13 protein-coding genes are annotated in these 17,269 nt (G+C 49.0%); 2 read left to right on the forward strand and 11 right to left on the reverse strand.

Annotated elements, in window-relative coordinates:
• The first annotated feature begins 5 nt into the window (after window positions 1-5).
• Entirely contained in the window at window positions 6-827 is an 822-nt protein-coding gene (gene apaH / locus ACL9RG_RS10270) for a bis(5'-nucleosyl)-tetraphosphatase (symmetrical) ApaH (RefSeq protein WP_422792503.1), read from the forward strand.
• Window positions 828-1,539: 712 nt separating this feature from the next.
• Here the strand turns inward: apaH and folA are convergent.
• From folA to ACL9RG_RS10305, 7 genes are all read right to left on the reverse strand, one after another.
• On the reverse strand, window positions 1,540-2,022 hold the full coding sequence (gene folA, locus ACL9RG_RS10275; RefSeq protein WP_422792504.1) for a type 3 dihydrofolate reductase: 483 nt from the start codon (window positions 2,020-2,022) through the stop codon (window positions 1,540-1,542).
• 426 nt (window positions 2,023-2,448) lie between these two features.
• The gene (gene kefC, locus ACL9RG_RS10280) at window positions 2,449-4,284 is read right to left on the reverse strand and encodes a glutathione-regulated potassium-efflux system protein KefC (protein ID WP_422792505.1); all 1,836 of its coding nucleotides are present in this window, start codon (window positions 4,282-4,284) and stop codon (window positions 2,449-2,451) included.
• Complete coding sequence (gene kefF / locus ACL9RG_RS10285; protein ID WP_422792506.1) at window positions 4,277-4,828, reverse strand: glutathione-regulated potassium-efflux system oxidoreductase KefF; 552 nt, start codon at window positions 4,826-4,828, stop codon at window positions 4,277-4,279. The genes kefC and kefF overlap by 8 nt, the downstream gene beginning before the upstream one ends.
• Before the next feature lie 135 nt (window positions 4,829-4,963).
• Window positions 4,964-8,188: a carbamoyl-phosphate synthase large subunit gene (gene carB / locus ACL9RG_RS10290; protein ID WP_422792507.1), complete on the reverse strand. Its 3,225-nt coding sequence runs from the start codon at window positions 8,186-8,188 to the stop codon at window positions 4,964-4,966.
• A gap of 20 nt (window positions 8,189-8,208) precedes the next feature.
• The gene (carA, locus tag ACL9RG_RS10295; protein WP_422792508.1) at window positions 8,209-9,357 is read right to left on the reverse strand and encodes a glutamine-hydrolyzing carbamoyl-phosphate synthase small subunit; all 1,149 of its coding nucleotides are present in this window, start codon (window positions 9,355-9,357) and stop codon (window positions 8,209-8,211) included.
• 477 nt (window positions 9,358-9,834) lie between these two features.
• Window positions 9,835-10,656, reverse strand: coding sequence for a 4-hydroxy-tetrahydrodipicolinate reductase (gene dapB / locus ACL9RG_RS10300; RefSeq protein WP_422792509.1), 822 nt, complete (start codon window positions 10,654-10,656; stop codon window positions 9,835-9,837).
• Window positions 10,657-11,063: 407 nt separating this feature from the next.
• A complete protein-coding gene (locus tag ACL9RG_RS10305) occupies window positions 11,064-11,189 on the reverse strand; it encodes a hypothetical protein (RefSeq protein WP_422792510.1) in 126 nt (41 codons plus the stop codon).
• Between the two features lie 79 nt (window positions 11,190-11,268).
• Here ACL9RG_RS10305 and ACL9RG_RS10310 point away from each other — a divergent pair, with 79 nt between their 5' ends.
• Window positions 11,269-12,420: a porin gene (locus tag ACL9RG_RS10310; RefSeq protein WP_422792511.1), complete on the forward strand. Its 1,152-nt coding sequence runs from the start codon at window positions 11,269-11,271 to the stop codon at window positions 12,418-12,420.
• A 79-nt stretch (window positions 12,421-12,499) separates the two neighbouring features.
• On the opposite strand, the gene ispH is transcribed toward ACL9RG_RS10310, so the two are convergent.
• From ispH to ileS, 4 genes are read right to left on the reverse strand one after another with little or no spacing between them, the layout of a single operon-like run.
• Complete coding sequence (gene ispH, locus ACL9RG_RS10315; protein ID WP_422792512.1) at window positions 12,500-13,450, reverse strand: 4-hydroxy-3-methylbut-2-enyl diphosphate reductase; 951 nt, start codon at window positions 13,448-13,450, stop codon at window positions 12,500-12,502.
• Window positions 13,431-13,901 carry an FKBP-type peptidyl-prolyl cis-trans isomerase gene (gene fkpB, locus ACL9RG_RS10320; RefSeq protein WP_422792513.1) on the reverse strand — a complete coding sequence of 157 codons (471 nt, stop codon included), beginning with the start codon at window positions 13,899-13,901 and terminating at the stop codon, window positions 13,431-13,433. The genes ispH and fkpB overlap by 20 nt, the downstream gene beginning before the upstream one ends.
• Before the next feature lie 5 nt (window positions 13,902-13,906).
• On the reverse strand, window positions 13,907-14,413 hold the full coding sequence (gene lspA, locus ACL9RG_RS10325) for a signal peptidase II (RefSeq protein WP_422792514.1): 507 nt from the start codon (window positions 14,411-14,413) through the stop codon (window positions 13,907-13,909).
• Window positions 14,413-17,229, reverse strand: a complete 2,817-nt coding sequence (gene ileS / locus ACL9RG_RS10330; protein WP_422792515.1) for an isoleucine--tRNA ligase — start codon at window positions 17,227-17,229, stop codon at window positions 14,413-14,415. The genes lspA and ileS overlap by 1 nt, the downstream gene beginning before the upstream one ends.
• Window positions 17,230-17,269: the final 40 nt, after the last annotated feature.

Here is a 17,269-nt window from a genome sequence, read left to right on the forward strand (position 1 = left end):
ACCTCATGTCGACATATCTTATCGGTGATGTTCACGGCTGCCTTGTTGAACTCAAGGCGCTATTAGCACAAGTTAACTTCGATCCTTTACAAGACTGCCTATGGCTCACCGGCGATTTAGTCGCTCGAGGCCCAGATTCGCTGGATGTGCTGCGTTTTGTCAAAGGCTTAGGCGATAGTGTTCGCATCGTGTTAGGTAACCATGACTTGCATCTACTGGCAGTATTTGCCGGTATTAGCTTTAACAAGCCTAAAGACAAAATCTCCCCCTTGTTGGAAGCCGAAGATGCGGATGAGTTGATCAATTGGTTACGCCGCCAACCGGTATTACAGATTGATGAAGAGCTAAAAATTGTGATGGCTCACGCCGGTATCTCACCACAATGGGATATCGATACCGCCAAACTCTGCGCGCGCGAAGTTGAAGCGGTACTGAGCAGCGACAGTTATCCGCTGTTCCTTGATGCAATGTACGGCGATATGCCTAACAATTGGTCGCCAGAATTAAGCGGCCTTCCCCGCCTGCGTTTTAGTACCAATGTATTAACCCGCATGCGTTACTGCTTCCCTAATGGGCAGCTGGATATGATTTGCAAAGACTCACCGGATAGCGCGCCACGTCCTCTAAAGCCGTGGTTTGATCTGCCAAGTCAGGTTATCAATGCCGGATATAGCATTATTTTTGGGCATTGGGCCTCTTTAGAAGGCAAAGGCACGCCTGAAGGGGTTTATGGCTTGGATACTGGCTGCTGCTGGGGTGGAGATCTCACTATGTTAAGGTGGGAAGATAAGGCTGTCTTTAGTCAGCCTTCTAGCAAGAAAAAGTAAATCTTGACCGAGATTTGGGCGGTTTCTTTAAAGCAATGACCGTGCTTTAAAGCGGTTTTTTAAAACCTAAACGGTGTAATTTTCGGTTTTTCAAATGCAGTAATCAATGCTACGCCACAGCCGAAACCGATAAAAGGGGAAAAATCGTTCCCCTTTTAAATCCCGCGATTTTTCCAATCTTAATATCCGATCCAGTGGAGGCCATGTTTTAGAGCCTTCCGTTATTGCGCAAATTTCACTGACGAGTGGTGAAAGACAATGGATCTATCGTTGGCTTGAACCCGCAAGCGGGAAGCCCGGAGGGCTGGCATTTGCGCTATCACAGAAGCGTCTGAAACATGGCCGCCGTTAGACTGGATATTAAGGTTGGAAAAAAGCGCAGGATTCTTAAGGGGAGCGCGCTACCCTTAAGGCGGCTTAGGCTGCTATGTCAAATTTAACACTACATTTGATAAGCCGAAAAATTCGCGTTGCTACCATTTTCTAAATCTTGGCGTTGATTTGAACACCGCTGAAAGGGCTGGGGATTCATAAGGGGAAAGCCCACTTTTCCCCTTATGTCGGTTCGGTCAATGGTGCTAGATTGAACAGCACATTTAAAGAACCGAAATTTACACTATTCTACGTTTTGGAAACTGACCAAAGCCCAGTCTTGGCTTTAATAGCCCTTCTGGCTAAAAGAAACCGCCCCAAAGCGCGGTCTCGCTTTTACCTAACGTCTTTCCAAGATCTCAAAACAATAGCAATGTGAATTGTCTTCATCAGCATCGTGGAATTCACTGAAGGTGCTTTCCCACTCATCCGGTTCGTAGTCTGGGAAATGTGTATCCCCTTCGACTTCCGCATCAATATGCGTCAGGTAAAGACGGTTCGCGCGCGCTAAACACTGTTCATAGATAGTGCCGCCGCCGATCACCATGACTTCCTCCACTTCGCCCGCAGCTTGCAATGCAGCATCAATGGAATTTACCCAGATCACGCCTTCTTGGCTGCCTGCCTGGCTGCTGATAATGATATTTTGCCGGCCTGGCAATGGGCGTCCGATAGACTCGAAAGTCTTGCGCCCCATAATGACCGGTTTGTTCAGCGTATTACGCTTAAACCAAGCCAGGTCAGCCGGTAAATGCCAAGGCATAGCGTTTTCCATACCAATAACGCGATCCGTCGCCAGTGCGGCGATCAGGCTGATAATCATGGTGAAACCTTTAGTAAAAGTGCAAATAGGGGAGCATTCAGGCGCACTAAAAACGCACGAGAACCTTTGCTCCAGGGCATGACTGAAAAGATGCCACACTATACGGAAAGGCCATTCAGTCGTCGATAGGGAGACACGCCACATATAAAGATATAAGAGTGCTCCTACCTAACACCGGATAAAACAAACGAAATCGCTATGAAATACGCTTAAAGGCGGGGGAAAAACATATAAAGCACTATTTTTTGAGAATAGATGATGGCGGCAATTTTCTGCACAATTAAATATGTACACATTTAGTTACATGCGTACACATGCCAGAATTAATATGCAAAATCGGCCGATATCCCACGATCCTGACAGTAAAACAGGCGAGGTATTGCCTGTTTTACTGTCCATAAACCATCACCCTTAGTGGCGATATCCTTACTCAGCATCCGGCGCTTTGCCATCAATACTACCGCGCCAACCTTGTTGCTGCGCGCCGGTAAGCCGCCTCTGATCTTGATCGATCGCATCAGACAGAATATTTCTGGCGCGTCTCAAATTAGCCAACCGGAACTCGGTATCTTCGAAGTTTTCTAGCGTCGCTTCCAGCATGTTCAGGTTATAACGTTTGAAGAGATCGGCCTTTTCCCGGGCTTCGTAAGGATCGAATCCAAGATGCTCTAATGTCTCGCGTCCAACGCGTAATGAACCTTCAAACAGCTCACGCTCAGGTGCTTCAACGCCAAGTTGGCGCAATTGGAACCAGTGTTCTACATCTCGGGCACGAGCAATAATATGCAAATTAGGGAAATGCTCTTGCGCCAGTTTGGTTAACTCGAGATTGGCATTCACATCATCAATGGCGTTGATCAACACTTTAGCCTGTGCAGCACCTGCTGATTCCAATAAATCCACCCGCGTGGCATCACCATAAAACACTTTGGCATCAAACTTACGTAGCGTTTCTACATGATCAGGATCGTGGTCCAAAATAACGGTATGCACATTGTTGGCTAACAACAGACGTCCGGCGATTTGGCCAAAGCGGCCAAACCCAGCAATAATGACGCTGGCGTTTTCATCGTCGATAGTGTCATGTGGACGTGTATCCTGTGGGGCGGCTTTCTCTAATCGTGCAGCCAGCACCAATAACAACGGTGTTACCGCCATCGAAAGCGCAACGGCTAAGGTTAAAGCTTTAGACCAATCATCTGCTAATACCCCGGCCATATGTGCCGCACTGAATATCACGAAAGCAAACTCACTTCCCTGACCAATCAAAATAGCGAACAATCCGCGCTGGCGCTTTGGTACCCCCAGCCAAGGTGCGATCAACCATAATAGAGCAGCTTTGAGCAGCATGAAGCCAATCAGCAATGTGGCGATCAGTAGTGGATGATGGAACAAGGTACCAAAGTCAATCGACATGCCAACGCCGATGAAAAATAGCCCAAGTAATAATCCTTTGAAGGGCTGAATATCGCTTTCCAACGCATGACGATATTCGGAGCTTGCCAGCAGAACGCCGGCCAGAAACGCCCCCATTGCCATTGATAGCCCGGCCATCTCCAATAAGATACCGAAACCAAATACCAAGAATAGTGCCACGGCACTGAACACTTCGCGCATGCCGGAGCGAGCAACAAAATGCAATAGTGGGCGAGTCACATAACGCCCCAGCAGCACGACAACCGCCAGCGCTGCCACCACTTTAGCCGCGGAAATCCCAAAGCTCATCAGGGTGGTAACCTGGCCAGTGCTGGTTAATAGCGGGATCATCGCCACCAGCGGGATAGCCGCAATATCTTGGAATAACAGCGCAGCGAACGCACTGCGGCCAATCGGCGCACTGGTCAAGCTACGCTCGCTCATCGCCTGCATCGCGATAGCGGTAGAAGACAGCGCCAACGTCAATCCAATCAATAGTGCGACTTTCCAATCCAGGCCAAGCACATAGCAAAATAGGCTAAGCACGGCACCGCACCCCAACATTTGGATGCCGCCGCCGCCAAATACCGAGGCGCGTAAGGTCCACAATCTTTTGGGGTCTAACTCCAATCCGATGATGAACAGCATCAGCACGACGCCAATTTCGGCGAAAGTCAGGATCGATTCTGCATCAGAAACCAGTTTTAATCCCCACGGCCCAATAATGCAGCCTGCTATCAGATAGCCCAGTACGGAACCTAACCCTAATCTGACAGCAATAGGCACAAATAACGCGGCTGACCCTAAGTAGATCAAACCTTCAATCATTAAGTTGTGATTATCCACGTTCAACCTCCTGATTGATGCCAGAAGCCATCTGCCAGTCAACTAACCGGCGACGATACTCTTCTGCGCCAACATACAACGCGGTTTTATCGCAGGTGTAGGTATTGTGGATGGCAAAATAGGGTAACCAGTTCATGCCACAATAGAGTGCGGTTGCCTGAACGGGTTGAGCCAAGGCAGCAAAATCAGGGTAATCACCTATGGAAAAGTGGTGTTCATCCCCACCACTGGTCACCGCCCACATGCAGGATTTACCTTGTAGCGCATGAGTGTCGTGGCCATAAGCCCAGCCGTGCTCAAGCACTTTATCCAGCCACAATTTAAGCAGCGGCGGCATGCTATACCATTGCAATGGGTGTTGTAATACCACCAAGTCAGCGCGGGATAACGCGTCCTGCTCGGCTTTAACATCGATGCTGAAATCAGGATAAAGATCGTAAAGCGAACGTACTTCGACGTCGGGTAAATTCTCTATAGCCTGTAATAACATCCGGTTGGCATGAGAATGCCGTGGATAAGGGTGGGCGTAAATAATCAGGATCATACTGCTCTCAACCAATAATCTATTGTGCAAGCATACTCAAATTTAGTCATGCACGTGAAGATTCCCAGAAAAATCCGAAAGAAAAAAGAAAGGCGCAGCTTGCGCTACGCCTTCTGGATACAGCAGAGGAAATGCTTAGCCTTTAATTTTGGCGTGCAATTCTTGAACCGAGGTAACTTGCTCTGTCGGGTCTGAAGACAGCGCCATCGCGGTAGCAAAACCACCGTTCAGCGTGGTGTCATAATGCACTTTGTATTGCAGCGCACTGCGGCGAATCAGTTTAGAGTCTTCAATCGCCTGACGACCTGCCGTGGTGTTAACGATATAAACGTATTCACCATTTTTGATGCGGTCCTGAATATGTGGACGGCCTTCATGCACCTTGTTGACCAAGCGTGGATTAATACCCGCCTCGCCCAGAATCACAGCAGTACCGTGAGTGGCATCTAACTCGAAGCCACGTTTAAGCAGCTTAGCGGCTAAATCTACTACGCGTGCTTTATCGCCTTCGCGTACTGATAACAGCGCACGTCCGGCTTTTTTCATTCCAGACTGGCTACCCAGTTGTGCTTTAGCAAAGGCCTCGGCAAAGGTACGTCCCACGCCCATCACTTCACCAGTAGAACGCATTTCTGGCCCTAAAATCGGGTCAACGCCTGGGAATTTGTTGAACGGCAACACCACTTCTTTCACGGAGTAGTATGGCGGGATAATTTCTTTGGTGACGCCTTGCTGTGCCAGAGTCTGGCCTGCCATCACACGAGCAGCCACTTTCGCCAGCGGAATGCCCGTTGCTTTAGAAACAAACGGAACGGTACGCGCAGCACGTGGGTTGACTTCAATCAGGTACACTTCGTTGTTCTTCACGGCGAATTGTACGTTCATCAAACCACGAACACAGAGCTCAAAGGCCAGTTTCTCAACCTGTTGGCGCATGACATCCTGAATTTCTTTGCTCAGGGTGTAAGCCGGCAGAGAACAGGCTGAGTCGCCAGAGTGAACGCCCGCTTGCTCGATGTGCTCCATAATGCCGCCAATCAGCACGCGCTCGCCGTCACAAATGGCATCAACATCAACTTCGACGGCATCATCGAGGAAGCGATCCAGCAATACTGGTGCATCGTTGGAAACGCTAACCGCGTTTTGGAAGTAACGACGCAGGTCAACTTCGTCGTATACGATTTCCATCGCACGTCCGCCCAGGACATAAGATGGGCGCACGACCAGCGGATAGCCGATACCAGATGCTTTCTCAACCGCTTGTTCAATCGTTGCAACGGTGGCGTTTGCCGGTTGTTTCAGGCCCAGGCGATTTACCGCCTGCTGGAAACGTTCGCGGTCTTCAGCACGGTCGATAGCATCAGGGCTAGTACCAATAATTGGTACACCTTGCGCTTCCAGCTCGCGAGCCAGTTTCAGCGGGGTTTGCCCGCCGTACTGAACAATCACGCCTTTCGGCTGTTCGATACGCACGATTTCCAACACGTCTTCTAGCGTGACAGATTCGAAGTATAGGCGGTCAGAGGTATCGTAATCGGTCGATACGGTTTCTGGGTTGCAGTTGACCATGATGGTTTCATAGCCATCTTCGCGCAGCGCCAATGAGGCGTGAACGCAGCAGTAATCGAACTCAATCCCTTGACCGATACGGTTTGGCCCGCCACCCAACACCATAATTTTTGGCTTATCGTTGGTTGGATTAGATTCGCACTCTTCTTCATAGGTGGAGTACATGTAGGCAGTATCGGTTGAGAACTCTGCCGCACAAGTATCCACGCGCTTATAAACTGGGTGCAGGTTATGCTTATGGCGCAGTTTACGCACTTCGCCTTCAGACACACCAACCAACGTTGCCAGACGGGAGTCAGCAAAGCCTTTACGCTTAAGGGTACGCAGGAAGTCATAGTTCAGCGAGTTAACGCCGCCTTCAGCCACTTGCCCTTCCAGCTTGATCAACTCTTCGATTTGTACCAAGAACCAGCGGTCAATATTGGTCAGGTTGAAGATACCGTCAACCGACATCCCGGCTCGGAAGGCATCAGCCACGTACCAGATACGATCCGAACCGGCATCTTTCAGCTCACGACGGATCTTGGTCAGTGCTTCTGCGTCATCCAGGCTCACTTTCGGGTCAAAACCGCTCGCGCCAACTTCCAGACCACGTAAAGCTTTCTGCATGGACTCTTGGAAAGTACGGCCAATGGCCATTACTTCACCTACAGATTTCATCTGGGTGGTCAGACGGTCGTTAGCACCAGCAAATTTCTCAAAGTTAAAACGAGGGATCTTAGTCACAACGTAGTCGATAGACGGCTCGAACGACGCAGGGGTTTTGCCACCGGTGATATCGTTCATCAGCTCGTCTAGCGTGTAACCTACCGCCAGTTTGGCCGCGACTTTCGCAATCGGGAAGCCGGTCGCTTTTGATGCCAGCGCAGAAGAACGTGAAACGCGCGGGTTCATTTCAATAACGATTAGGCGACCATCTTTCGGGTTGACCGAGAACTGCACGTTAGAACCACCGGTTTCTACGCCGATTTCACGCAGTACCGCCAACGAGGCGTTACGCATGATTTGGTATTCTTTGTCAGTCAGCGTTTGCGCAGGTGCCACGGTGATCGAGTCACCAGTGTGAATGCCCATCGCATCAAAGTTTTCAATGGAGCAGACGATAATGCAGTTATCATTCTTATCGCGTACTACTTCCATTTCATACTCTTTCCAACCAATCAGCGACTCATCAATCAGCAGCTCTTTGGTTGGCGACAAATCCAGACCGCGTTCGCAAATCTCTTCAAACTCCTCGCGGTTGTAAGCGATACCGCCGCCGGTGCCACCCATCGTAAAGGAAGGACGGATAATACAAGGGAAACCAACGTCAGCGGCAACCGCCAGCGCTTCTTCCATGGTGTGCGCGATACCAGAACGCGCGGTGCCCAGGCCGATTTTCTTCATCGCTTGGTCAAAACGGCGACGGTCTTCGGCTTTGTCGATGGCGTCGGCCGTCGCACCAATCATAGTGACGCCGAACTCTTCCAGCACACCTTGACGCTCAAGTTCCAGCGCACAGTTCAGTGCCGTTTGGCCACCCATAGTTGGCAGTACCGCGTCAGGGCGCTCTTTTTCAATAATTTTGCGGACCACTTCCCAGTGGATTGGCTCGATGTAGGTTGCATCGGCCATTTCCGGGTCGGTCATGATTGTGGCGGGGTTGGAGTTAACCAAAATAACGCGATAACCCTCTTCACGCAGCGCTTTACAAGCCTGAGCACCGGAATAGTCGAACTCACAAGCCTGACCGATAACTATCGGGCCAGCGCCCAGAATCAGGATGCTTTTTATGTCTGTACGTTTTGGCATTTTTACTCGCTCCTGTTCTTTTACTTGTCGATGTTGCGGTAGGTTTTAATTAGCTCGATAAAGTGATCGAACAACGGCGCAGCATCGTGTGGACCCGGGCTGGCTTCAGGGTGACCCTGGAAGCTAAATGCCGGTTTGTCAGTACGGTGGATCCCTTGCAGAGAGCCATCAAACAGTGATTTATGCGTAGTACGCAGATTCGCAGGAAGGGTCGTTTCATCAACCGCAAAACCGTGGTTTTGAGCGGTGATCATCACACGATTACCATCGAGATCTTTCACTGGGTGGTTGCCACCGTGGTGACCGAATTTCATCTTCAGTGTTTTTGCACCGCTTGCTAACGCCAGCAGTTGGTGTCCCAGGCAGATGCCGAACACCGGGATGTCAGTTTCCAGGAAGGCTTTAATCGCTTCGATTGCGTAATCGCAAGGCTCTGGGTCTCCTGGTCCATTGGACAGGAAAATACCGTCTGGATTAAGCTTCATAACATCAGCAGCAGAGGTTTTTGCCGGTACGACGGTCAAACGACAGCCACGGTCAACCAACATACGCAAGATATTGCGTTTCACGCCATAGTCGTAAGCGACAACATGGAAAGGCAGTTCCTCGGCATTTTTTGCCGCCGGCAGGTCACCTTCCAGTGTCCAGCTCCCTTGCTGCCAGCTGTAAGATTCCGCCGTCGTCACTTCTTTCGCCAAATCCATCCCTTTCAGGCCTGGGAATGCCTGCGCTTTTTCCAGCGCCAGCGCCGCATCAGCGATATCACCGGTAATGATGCATCCGTTCTGAGCCCCTTTTTCGCGCAGCAAACGAGTCAGCTTACGCGTATCAATATCCGCAATAGCAACAATGTTGTGGCGTTTGAGGTAATCAGAGAGGTTTTCTTCATTACGGTAGTTGCTGGCAATCAGAGGAAGATCGCGAATAACCAGGCCTTGGGCGTGTACTGCAGAGGATTCTTCATCAGCGGCGTTAGTGCCGACATTACCGATATGGGGATAAGTAAGAGTAACAATTTGGCGAGAGTAGGAAGGATCAGTGAGGATTTCTTGATAACCGGTCATTGACGTATTAAAGACCACTTCCCCCACTGCCGACCCTTCTGCCCCAATGGCACGACCGTGGAATTGGGTTCCGTCTTCCAGAACCAATAACGCTGACTTTATCAAAGCATCCTCCAGGAATAATCAATCACAATATTTGCATATTAATTCAGATAAGAAGATCTAAATCAATGCAAAAATCGCCCGCAGAGCTGATTTTTGGCAAATTGCGCGCATTCTAATGATGAGCGATCGGTTTGTCTATCAAAAGCACCAATATTTTACTGACTTTCGCTCAACTCAACTCAATCTACTAGTAATCAGCATGAAAACATAGAATAAGTAGGGGGTGGTAAACGTTTGCGAAGAGATTTACCTGAAATACTCGGGTGAATAGGGGGTAAAAAGGATATTACGAAATGAGGCGGTTACTTTACATACAATAACACAATGAAAAACAGATAAAATACAACAAAATAGCGGTTATAGAAAAAATAATAATATTATCGTCTATTTTTACAATAAAAAAATTGGGAGTTAAAATTACCCCCAATTTATCAAAACATTATGACAAAATGAGCACACCACAAAAATTAATAAAAACTATAAATCATCTAATCCAAGCACATCACGCATATCATAAAGACCACTTTTATGTAGCTCCAACCATTTTGCCGCTTTAACTGCTCCTTTAGCGAAGGTCATACGGCTAGAAGCCTTGTGCGTAATCTCAACACGCTCACCAATATCTGCAAACATCGCCGTATGCTCACCAACGATGTCACCAGCTCGTACGGTAGCGAAACCAATACTTTTAGGGTCGCGTTCACCGGTATAGCCTTCTCGGGCATAGACTGCGCAATCTTTAAGGTCGCGACCTAATGCCCCAGCGATAGCTTCTCCCATTGCCAATGCAGTACCGGAAGGAGCATCAACTTTATGGCGATGGTGAGCCTCAACAATTTCAATATCTGTGTAATCACCCATGATTTGAGCCGCTTTTTCTAACAGTTTGAGGACTAAATTGACCCCAACACTGAAATTAGCGGCAAATACGACAGGAATGCTCTCAGCGGCTTGCTTAATCGCGGCTTTACCTGCGTCATCAAAGCCCGTGGTACCAATAACGATGCCTTTACCGTGTTGACGGCAAAACGCCAAATAGTCGAGCGTGCCTTCAGGGCGGGTGAAATCAATCAGGATATCAAAATCATCGACAACAGCCTCAAGACTGTCAGCTACGCGTACATTCAGCTTACCAACACCCGCCAACTCACCGGCATCCGTTCCCACCAGAGATGAGCCAGAACGTTGTACCGCGGCACCTAACACTATGCCCTCGCCTTCAACGACGGCCTGAATCAGCTGCCGGCCCATGCGGCCACTCGAACCGACGATCGCGATACGGAGATCAGCGTTACTCATAATTTCTCTCTTTATTAATAAGGTCTGTCGTAAACAGAATCAGGTTAAACGACCTGGGTTTATCCAAGCCAGTGATATTGCCGCATAATTAGAAAATTATGATATAGCGGCGCTGGTATCAATAAAATCTATCCTCGTTCAGTTGCTATCAACAGAAGATCACATCATCAACCCATTGTTTTTCTCTGCATAATCATTCACTCAGGTGAATAACTCAAACAACCAGCGTATCGTCGTTTTTTTGAACGCCTTGATTGAGTGCTTTTCAACCAAGTTTTATGAATAATTTATGACTTGGGTTGATTAAAAAAATAATTATGCTAATAAATAGCAAGCTAATATTAAGAATGAGAGCGTCTGGTCATAAATAGAAATAAAATGACACGACAAAAATTGCTGGCTTATAATTAGCCAGTTAAGCAATCAATCGGTTTCTTATGAACGCTTAATGTTGGTGAAGCCGCTACATCATTTTCACCTGAATACATCTGCAACTGTTCCTGCTCGTCATCGAGGTTCGGTTGCACTGGCATTCCTTCCATCTCTGATTGCCAGCAGGGAAATAATAAAAAACTGGATGCCAAAAAATATAATTGGCACAGGGGATTTTCTATGAAATTCAGACTTAACACACTGACTCGCGCCACAACGGCCAGCCTGTTACTGGGTTGCGCTTCTTTCGCAGCAAATGCTGAAATCACCCTGATCAAACAAGATCCTCAGCCATATGACTTGCTGAGCCGCCTGGACTTTAAAGTCGGCGGTAGTATTCGTCCTCAGTTCATGAATACCATGGGCAGTTCGGATAAAGGTTCTTATAAAAATAACGGCTATGATGGCGGTACCCGCTTCCGTTTCACTGCTGATTACTATCTGTTTGATGATATTCACTGGGTTAACTATTACGAGCTAGGCGTCAATATCCCAGCTCTGTTTAACTGGTCACCTCACTATGCTGATGGCGCCCACGATACGACCCGCCGCCAGCTATACACCGGTTTCAAAAGCAAGACTTACGGTCAGTTGACCTTCGGCCAGCAAAACAGCGTCTATTACGATGTTGTCGGGGTGAAAACTGATATCTGGGATGACGATATGTTAGCTCAGGCACCGGGTAACGGTGTAAACGGTGATTACGATGGTTCTTATCGTTCGCGCAAGATGATCAAATACAAAAATACCTTTGATCAGGTTGATGTGTATGCATCTTACTTGCTGCCAGATAATGATCTGCATACCGGGCACGATCTGGTCTATAAACGCAAAGGTGGCGGCTCTATCGGCGCCGACTATCACATTACCAATGATTTGACCTTAGGCGCGGCGTATAACTACACCAGCGCAGAAGTGAAAAACCGCAAAACCAGTGATAACAAAGATTATGACCAGCATATTCTGGGCTCAGCCATATCTTGGACACCAGACAACTGGACGCTGTCTTTAGGCGGGGGCTGGTATCATAACTTCCTGATGACCAAAGTGAATAATGATCAGGACTTCTTTGCTGGCAATGCTTACGGCGTAGAATATTACCTTGGTTATACCGTACCTGTTGAACAGTATGCAGTGAAAAGCATTCAGCCTTACTTCATGGGCGATCGCCTGAAATATGTCAGCGGGCGTAATTACCAGCGTAATGACAATGGTGTAGGCGTTGCCGTGAAACTCGATTATGGCTTCCGTGTTGACTTCGAACACGTGTTCACTAACTCTACCGATAACATCGGTGATATCAACCTGGTTCGTCTGTACTACAACTTCTAATATCACTGTTTTCTGTGATAAAAAAAGCCGGTCTTCTGACCGGCTTTTTCACTCTTCATCGTGCTTTGCGCGACAATCATTAATCGATTTGCTTCACATCGACCCGCAACTCTTTCGGCACTTCAAACACGATATTCTCTTCACGCCCTTCCAGGTTAATCACCTCTGCTCCACCAAGAGCTTTCAGGCGAGCAATGACATCTTGAACCAGTACATCTGGTGCAGAAGCCCCGGCAGTAACGCCAATATTCTTGGCATCTTTCAACCAATCTTCCTGAATATCTGCCGCGGAGTCGATAAGGTATGACGCCTTACCTACCCGTTGCGCCAGTTCAGCCAGGCGGTTGGAGTTAGAAGAGTTTTTCGAGCCAACAACCAACACTACATCAGCGCCATCGGCAAGATTACGCACCGCTTCTTGGCGGTTGGTGGTGGCATAACAGATATCGTCTTTACGCGGCCCGATGATTTTAGGGAAACGCTGACGCAGTGCATCAATGACTTCAGACGTGTCATCCACAGATAGCGTGGTTTGCGTCATAAAACACAGATTTGCTTCGTCTTTTACTTCCAGCTTAAACACATCAGCGGGCGACTCAACCAAGTACATTCCCCCTTTCGGGTTGTTGTACTGGCCCATTGTGCCTTCGACTTCCGGGTGACCGGCATGGCCAATCAGAATAGCTTCGGTACCTTTACGGCTGGCGCGAGCGACTTCCATATGGACTTTAGTCACTAATGGGCACGTGGCATCAAACACCGTTAAATCACGACATTTTGCTTCGGCACGAACCGCTTGCGACACACCATGAGCAGAAAAAATCAGGATCGAGCCGTCAGGCACTTCGCTAATTTGCTCGATAAATACCGCGCCGCGTTTACGCAAACTGTCGACCACATAGCGGTTGTGCACGACTTCATGACGCACATAAATAGGGGCGTCATAAAGCTCAAGCGCGCGTTCAACAATGCTGATCGCACGATCAACGCCCGCACAGAAACCACGTGGGTTAGCCAGCAATATTTGCATCGGTTGCCTCCCGTTGAGGATCGATTTCCAGCACGTCGATGTCAAAATCAATATGCTGTCCGGCAAGCGGGTGGTTGAAGTCAACGGTAATCGAATCTTCAGTCACATCGCGCACCACTCCGGGCATTTCACTGCCGTCTCTGGCGGTAAACATCATGATGGTTCCAACGTCTGGCACACCGGTTTCCATAAAATCACGGCGAGAAAAGTATTGCACCAGATCCGGCATTTTCGTCCCGAAAGCCGACTCAGGCGAGAGCGTGAACGCTTTTTTATCGCCTACTTTCAGCCCGAGCAACTGATTTTCCAACGCGTCTGACAGGCTTCCATCCCCCAGACAAAATAACGCAGGTTTACCGTTGGCACGAGTCGACTCTGCAGTCGACCCATCTTCGAGCTTCAGCGTGAAATGTACCAATACTGCGCTGTCGTTTTTCACCTGTTCGGCCATCTTGCTTATCCTTTACTTTTTGCTGCTTTGTCTGGGGAAGAGATAAAGCCTTCCAACACAACTAACACTGCACCCACGCAGATAAAACTATCTGCCAGATTGAAAATCGGGTAGTGCCAGTCGTTGACATAAAAATCAATAAAGTCGATGACAAAGCCATGCACCATGCGATCGAATAAATTACCTAACGCACCGCCGATAATCATCGCAAAGGCAATATTGTTAAGACGCTGCTTGGCGCTGGCGCGATACATCAATACCAGAAGCACTACGCAAATTGCCAAAGCAATAGCAGCAAAGAACCAACGCTGCCATCCCCCTTTGTCAGCCAGGAAGCTAAAGGCGGCACCAGGGTTATGCGCATAAGTCAGATTGAAAAAAGGAATAAGGGGGAGAGACTCCCCCAGCATAAAGTGGTCCATGACCCACAGCTTACTGCCGAGATCTAAGGCCAGAACCACTACCGCCAGCCACAGCCAGCGGAGTCCAGTCGAACAAATAGGTTTAGCCATTATGCAAACTTACGCTCTTCGCCATCGCCTGCAATATTGGTCACACAGCGACCACAGATTTCGCTGTGTTCGGCGTTGTGTCCAACATCGGTGGTGTAATGCCAGCAACGTGGGCATTTGTCGCCTTCTGCTTTCTCTACGCCAATTTTCAGGCCTTTCAGCAATTCGCTAGCCTGCGCATCGGCACCAGCGTCGCTCAATGGCGCAACGCGAGCGCCAGAAGTCAGCAGTACGAAGCGAAGTTCGTTACCCAAACTACGCAGATCGTTTGCCAATGCATCGTCAGCATAAAGCGTTACTGCCGCTTCAAGAGAACCGCCTAAACGCTTATCAGCACGTGCCTGCTCAAGCACCTTATTAACTTCGCCACGGACTTTCAGCAGCTCAGCCCAGAACTCATCGTTCATGGTTTCACTAGCATCTAAGCCAAACAGGCCGTCAAACCACTCTTCGGTGAAGACAAATTTCTCACGGCTGCCCGGCAGGAAGCCCCAGATTTCGTCTGCGGTGAAGGACATGATCGGCGCCATCCAGCGGACCAATGCTTCTGAGATATAGTACAGCGCAGTCTGGCAGCTACGACGCGCCAAGCCATCGCTCTTCGCGGTGTACTGACGGTCTTTGATGATATCCAGATAGAAAGAACCCATTTCCACAGAGCAGAACTGCATCAAACGTTGCACCACACCGTGGAAATCATAGCGCTCATAAGCGGCAATGATCTCTTCCTGTGCAGCTTTGGCACGGCCAACAGCCCAACGGTCTAGCACCACCATGTCTTCTGGTTTCACCATGTGCTGTGCCGGATCAAAACCGTTAAGGTTCGCCAGCAGGAAACGCGCGGTGTTACGAATACGGCGATAAGAGTCCGCGGCACGCTTAAGGATTTCGTCCGATACCGCAATCTCGCCGGTGTAATCGGTAGAAGCAACCCACAGGCGCAGAATATCGCCGCCCAGCGTGTTCATCACAGTTTGAGGACTCACGGTGTTGCCGATAGATTTCGACATCTTACGGCCCTGGCCATCAACGGTGAAACCGTGGGTCAGCACTTGCTTATAAGGCGCTTTGCCTTTCATGGCGGTGGAAATCATCAATGAAGACATGAACCAACCGCGATGTTGGTCAGAGCCTTCCAGATACATATCTGCACTGTGGCCGCCAAACTCAGGGCGCACGTCAACCACTGAAGAGTGGGTCGATCCAGAGTCAAACCACACATCCAGAGTATCTGGGACTTTGACATAATCGTCAGCATCCGCCCCCAAGATGTCAGCCGGGTTGAGATCCCACCAAGCCTGAATACCATCAACTTCTACACGCTTGGCCACTTCTTCCATCAGTTCTAGCGTGCGTGGGTGCAGTTGCTCCGTCTCTTTATGGACGAACAACGACATTGGCACACCCCAGGTACGCTGACGCGAGATACACCAGTCTGGACGCGTCGCCACCATGTTTTCGATACGCGCCTGGCCCCAGTCAGGGATCCACTGCACGCCTTTGATCTCTTCTAAAGATTTTGCACGCAACCCTTTCTGATCCATGCTGACGAACCATTGTGGCGTCGCGCGGAAGATGATCGGGGTTTTGTGACGCCAGCAGCACGGGTAGCTGTGATTAAGCTTTTCAACATGCAGCAATGCGCCTTTATCGCGCAGCAATTCAACAATCAGATCATTGGCCTTGAAGACAAATTTGCCATCCAACGTTGGATAAGTACCAGGCAGGTAGCAACCGTTCGGTCCTACCGGGTTTGCCACTTCTAAATCGTATTTCTTACCGATAACGAAGTCATCTGGACCGTGACCAGGCGCAGTATGCACCGCACCGGTACCTGCATCTAAGGTAACGTGATCGCCAAGGATTGCCGGCACATCAAAATCGAGGAACGGATGCTGGAAACGCATCAGTTCGAGATCTGCGCCTTTCGCTTCACCCAGCACGGTCCATTCTGTGACACCAATGCGCTTCATTACGCTATCGACCAAATCAGTCGCAAGGATCAGATATTGATCGCCAACCTGTACTAATTGGTAGCTAAATTCTGCATTCAGTGAGATGGCACGGTTAGCCGGTAATGTCCACGGGGTGGTAGTCCAGATAACAAGTGAAACCGGACCATTGACCGTAGGTACGCCAAACTTAGCAGCAACGGCCGCCGCATCAACCGCATGGAAAGCCACGTCAATTGATGGTGAAACCTTGTCGTAATATTCAACTTCAGCTTCTGCCAGAGACGAGCCACAATCGGTACACCAGTGCACAGGCTTAGCGCCTTTGTGCAGATGACCATTACCGATGATTTTTCCTAAGGCACGGATAATGTTGGCTTCAGTGCCAAAATCCATTGTCAGGTAAGGGCGATCCCAATCACCTAACACACCAAGACGAATGAAATCGCTTTTTTGGCCTTCGATCTGTTCTGCTGCATATTTACGGCAGGCTTCACGGAATTCAGCCGCAGTCACTTTCTCACCTGGTTTGCCGATCAGCTGTTCTACTTTCAGTTCGATAGGCAGACCGTGGCAGTCCCAGCCTGGAACATAAGGTGAGTCATAGCCTGCGAAGCCTTTAGACTTCACAATAATATCTTTAAGAATCTTGTTAACTGAGTGACCAATATGAATGCTGCCGTTCGCGTACGGAGGGCCATCGTGCAAAATAAAGGTTTTTTTGCCCTTTTTGGCGGCACGAATAATCCCGTACAGATCCTGCTTGTACCAATTATCCAACATAGCAGGTTCACGCTTGGCCAAATCACCACGCATCGGGAACCCTGTTTCCGGCAAGTTCAGGGTGTTCTTATAGTCACTCATTAGATTCTCAGTTCCGTTTTCGGCTAAATGCAAAGAGGAT

The organism is Rouxiella sp. Mn2063 (assembly GCF_049319665.1).
Classification (GTDB): domain Bacteria; phylum Pseudomonadota; class Gammaproteobacteria; order Enterobacterales; family Enterobacteriaceae; genus JBMOUD01.

Bases quoted from the DNA above. Each gene is read 5' to 3' on its own strand.
- carB (WP_422792507.1), bottom strand. From the start codon at position 8,188: ATGCCAAAACGTACAGACATAAAAAGCATCCTGATTCTGGGCGCTGGC.
- fkpB (WP_422792513.1), bottom strand. From the start codon at position 13,901: ATGGCCGAACAGGTGAAAAACGACAGCGCAGTATTGGTACATTTCACG.
- ACL9RG_RS10310 (WP_422792511.1), top strand. From the start codon at position 11,269: ATGAAATTCAGACTTAACACACTGACTCGCGCCACAACGGCCAGCCTG.
- dapB (WP_422792509.1), bottom strand. From the start codon at position 10,656: ATGAGTAACGCTGATCTCCGTATCGCGATCGTCGGTTCGAGTGGCCGC.
- ileS (WP_422792515.1), bottom strand. From the start codon at position 17,229: ATGAGTGACTATAAGAACACCCTGAACTTGCCGGAAACAGGGTTCCCG.
- lspA (WP_422792514.1), bottom strand. From the start codon at position 14,413: ATGGCTAAACCTATTTGTTCGACTGGACTCCGCTGGCTGTGGCTGGCG.
- ACL9RG_RS10305 (WP_422792510.1), bottom strand. From the start codon at position 11,189: ATGCCAGTGCAACCGAACCTCGATGACGAGCAGGAACAGTTGCAGATG.
- folA (WP_422792504.1), bottom strand. From the start codon at position 2,022: ATGATTATCAGCCTGATCGCCGCACTGGCGACGGATCGCGTTATTGGT.
- ispH (WP_422792512.1), bottom strand. From the start codon at position 13,450: ATGCAAATATTGCTGGCTAACCCACGTGGTTTCTGTGCGGGCGTTGAT.
- apaH (WP_422792503.1), top strand. From the start codon at position 6: ATGTCGACATATCTTATCGGTGATGTTCACGGCTGCCTTGTTGAACTC.
- kefF (WP_422792506.1), bottom strand. From the start codon at position 4,828: ATGATCCTGATTATTTACGCCCACCCTTATCCACGGCATTCTCATGCC.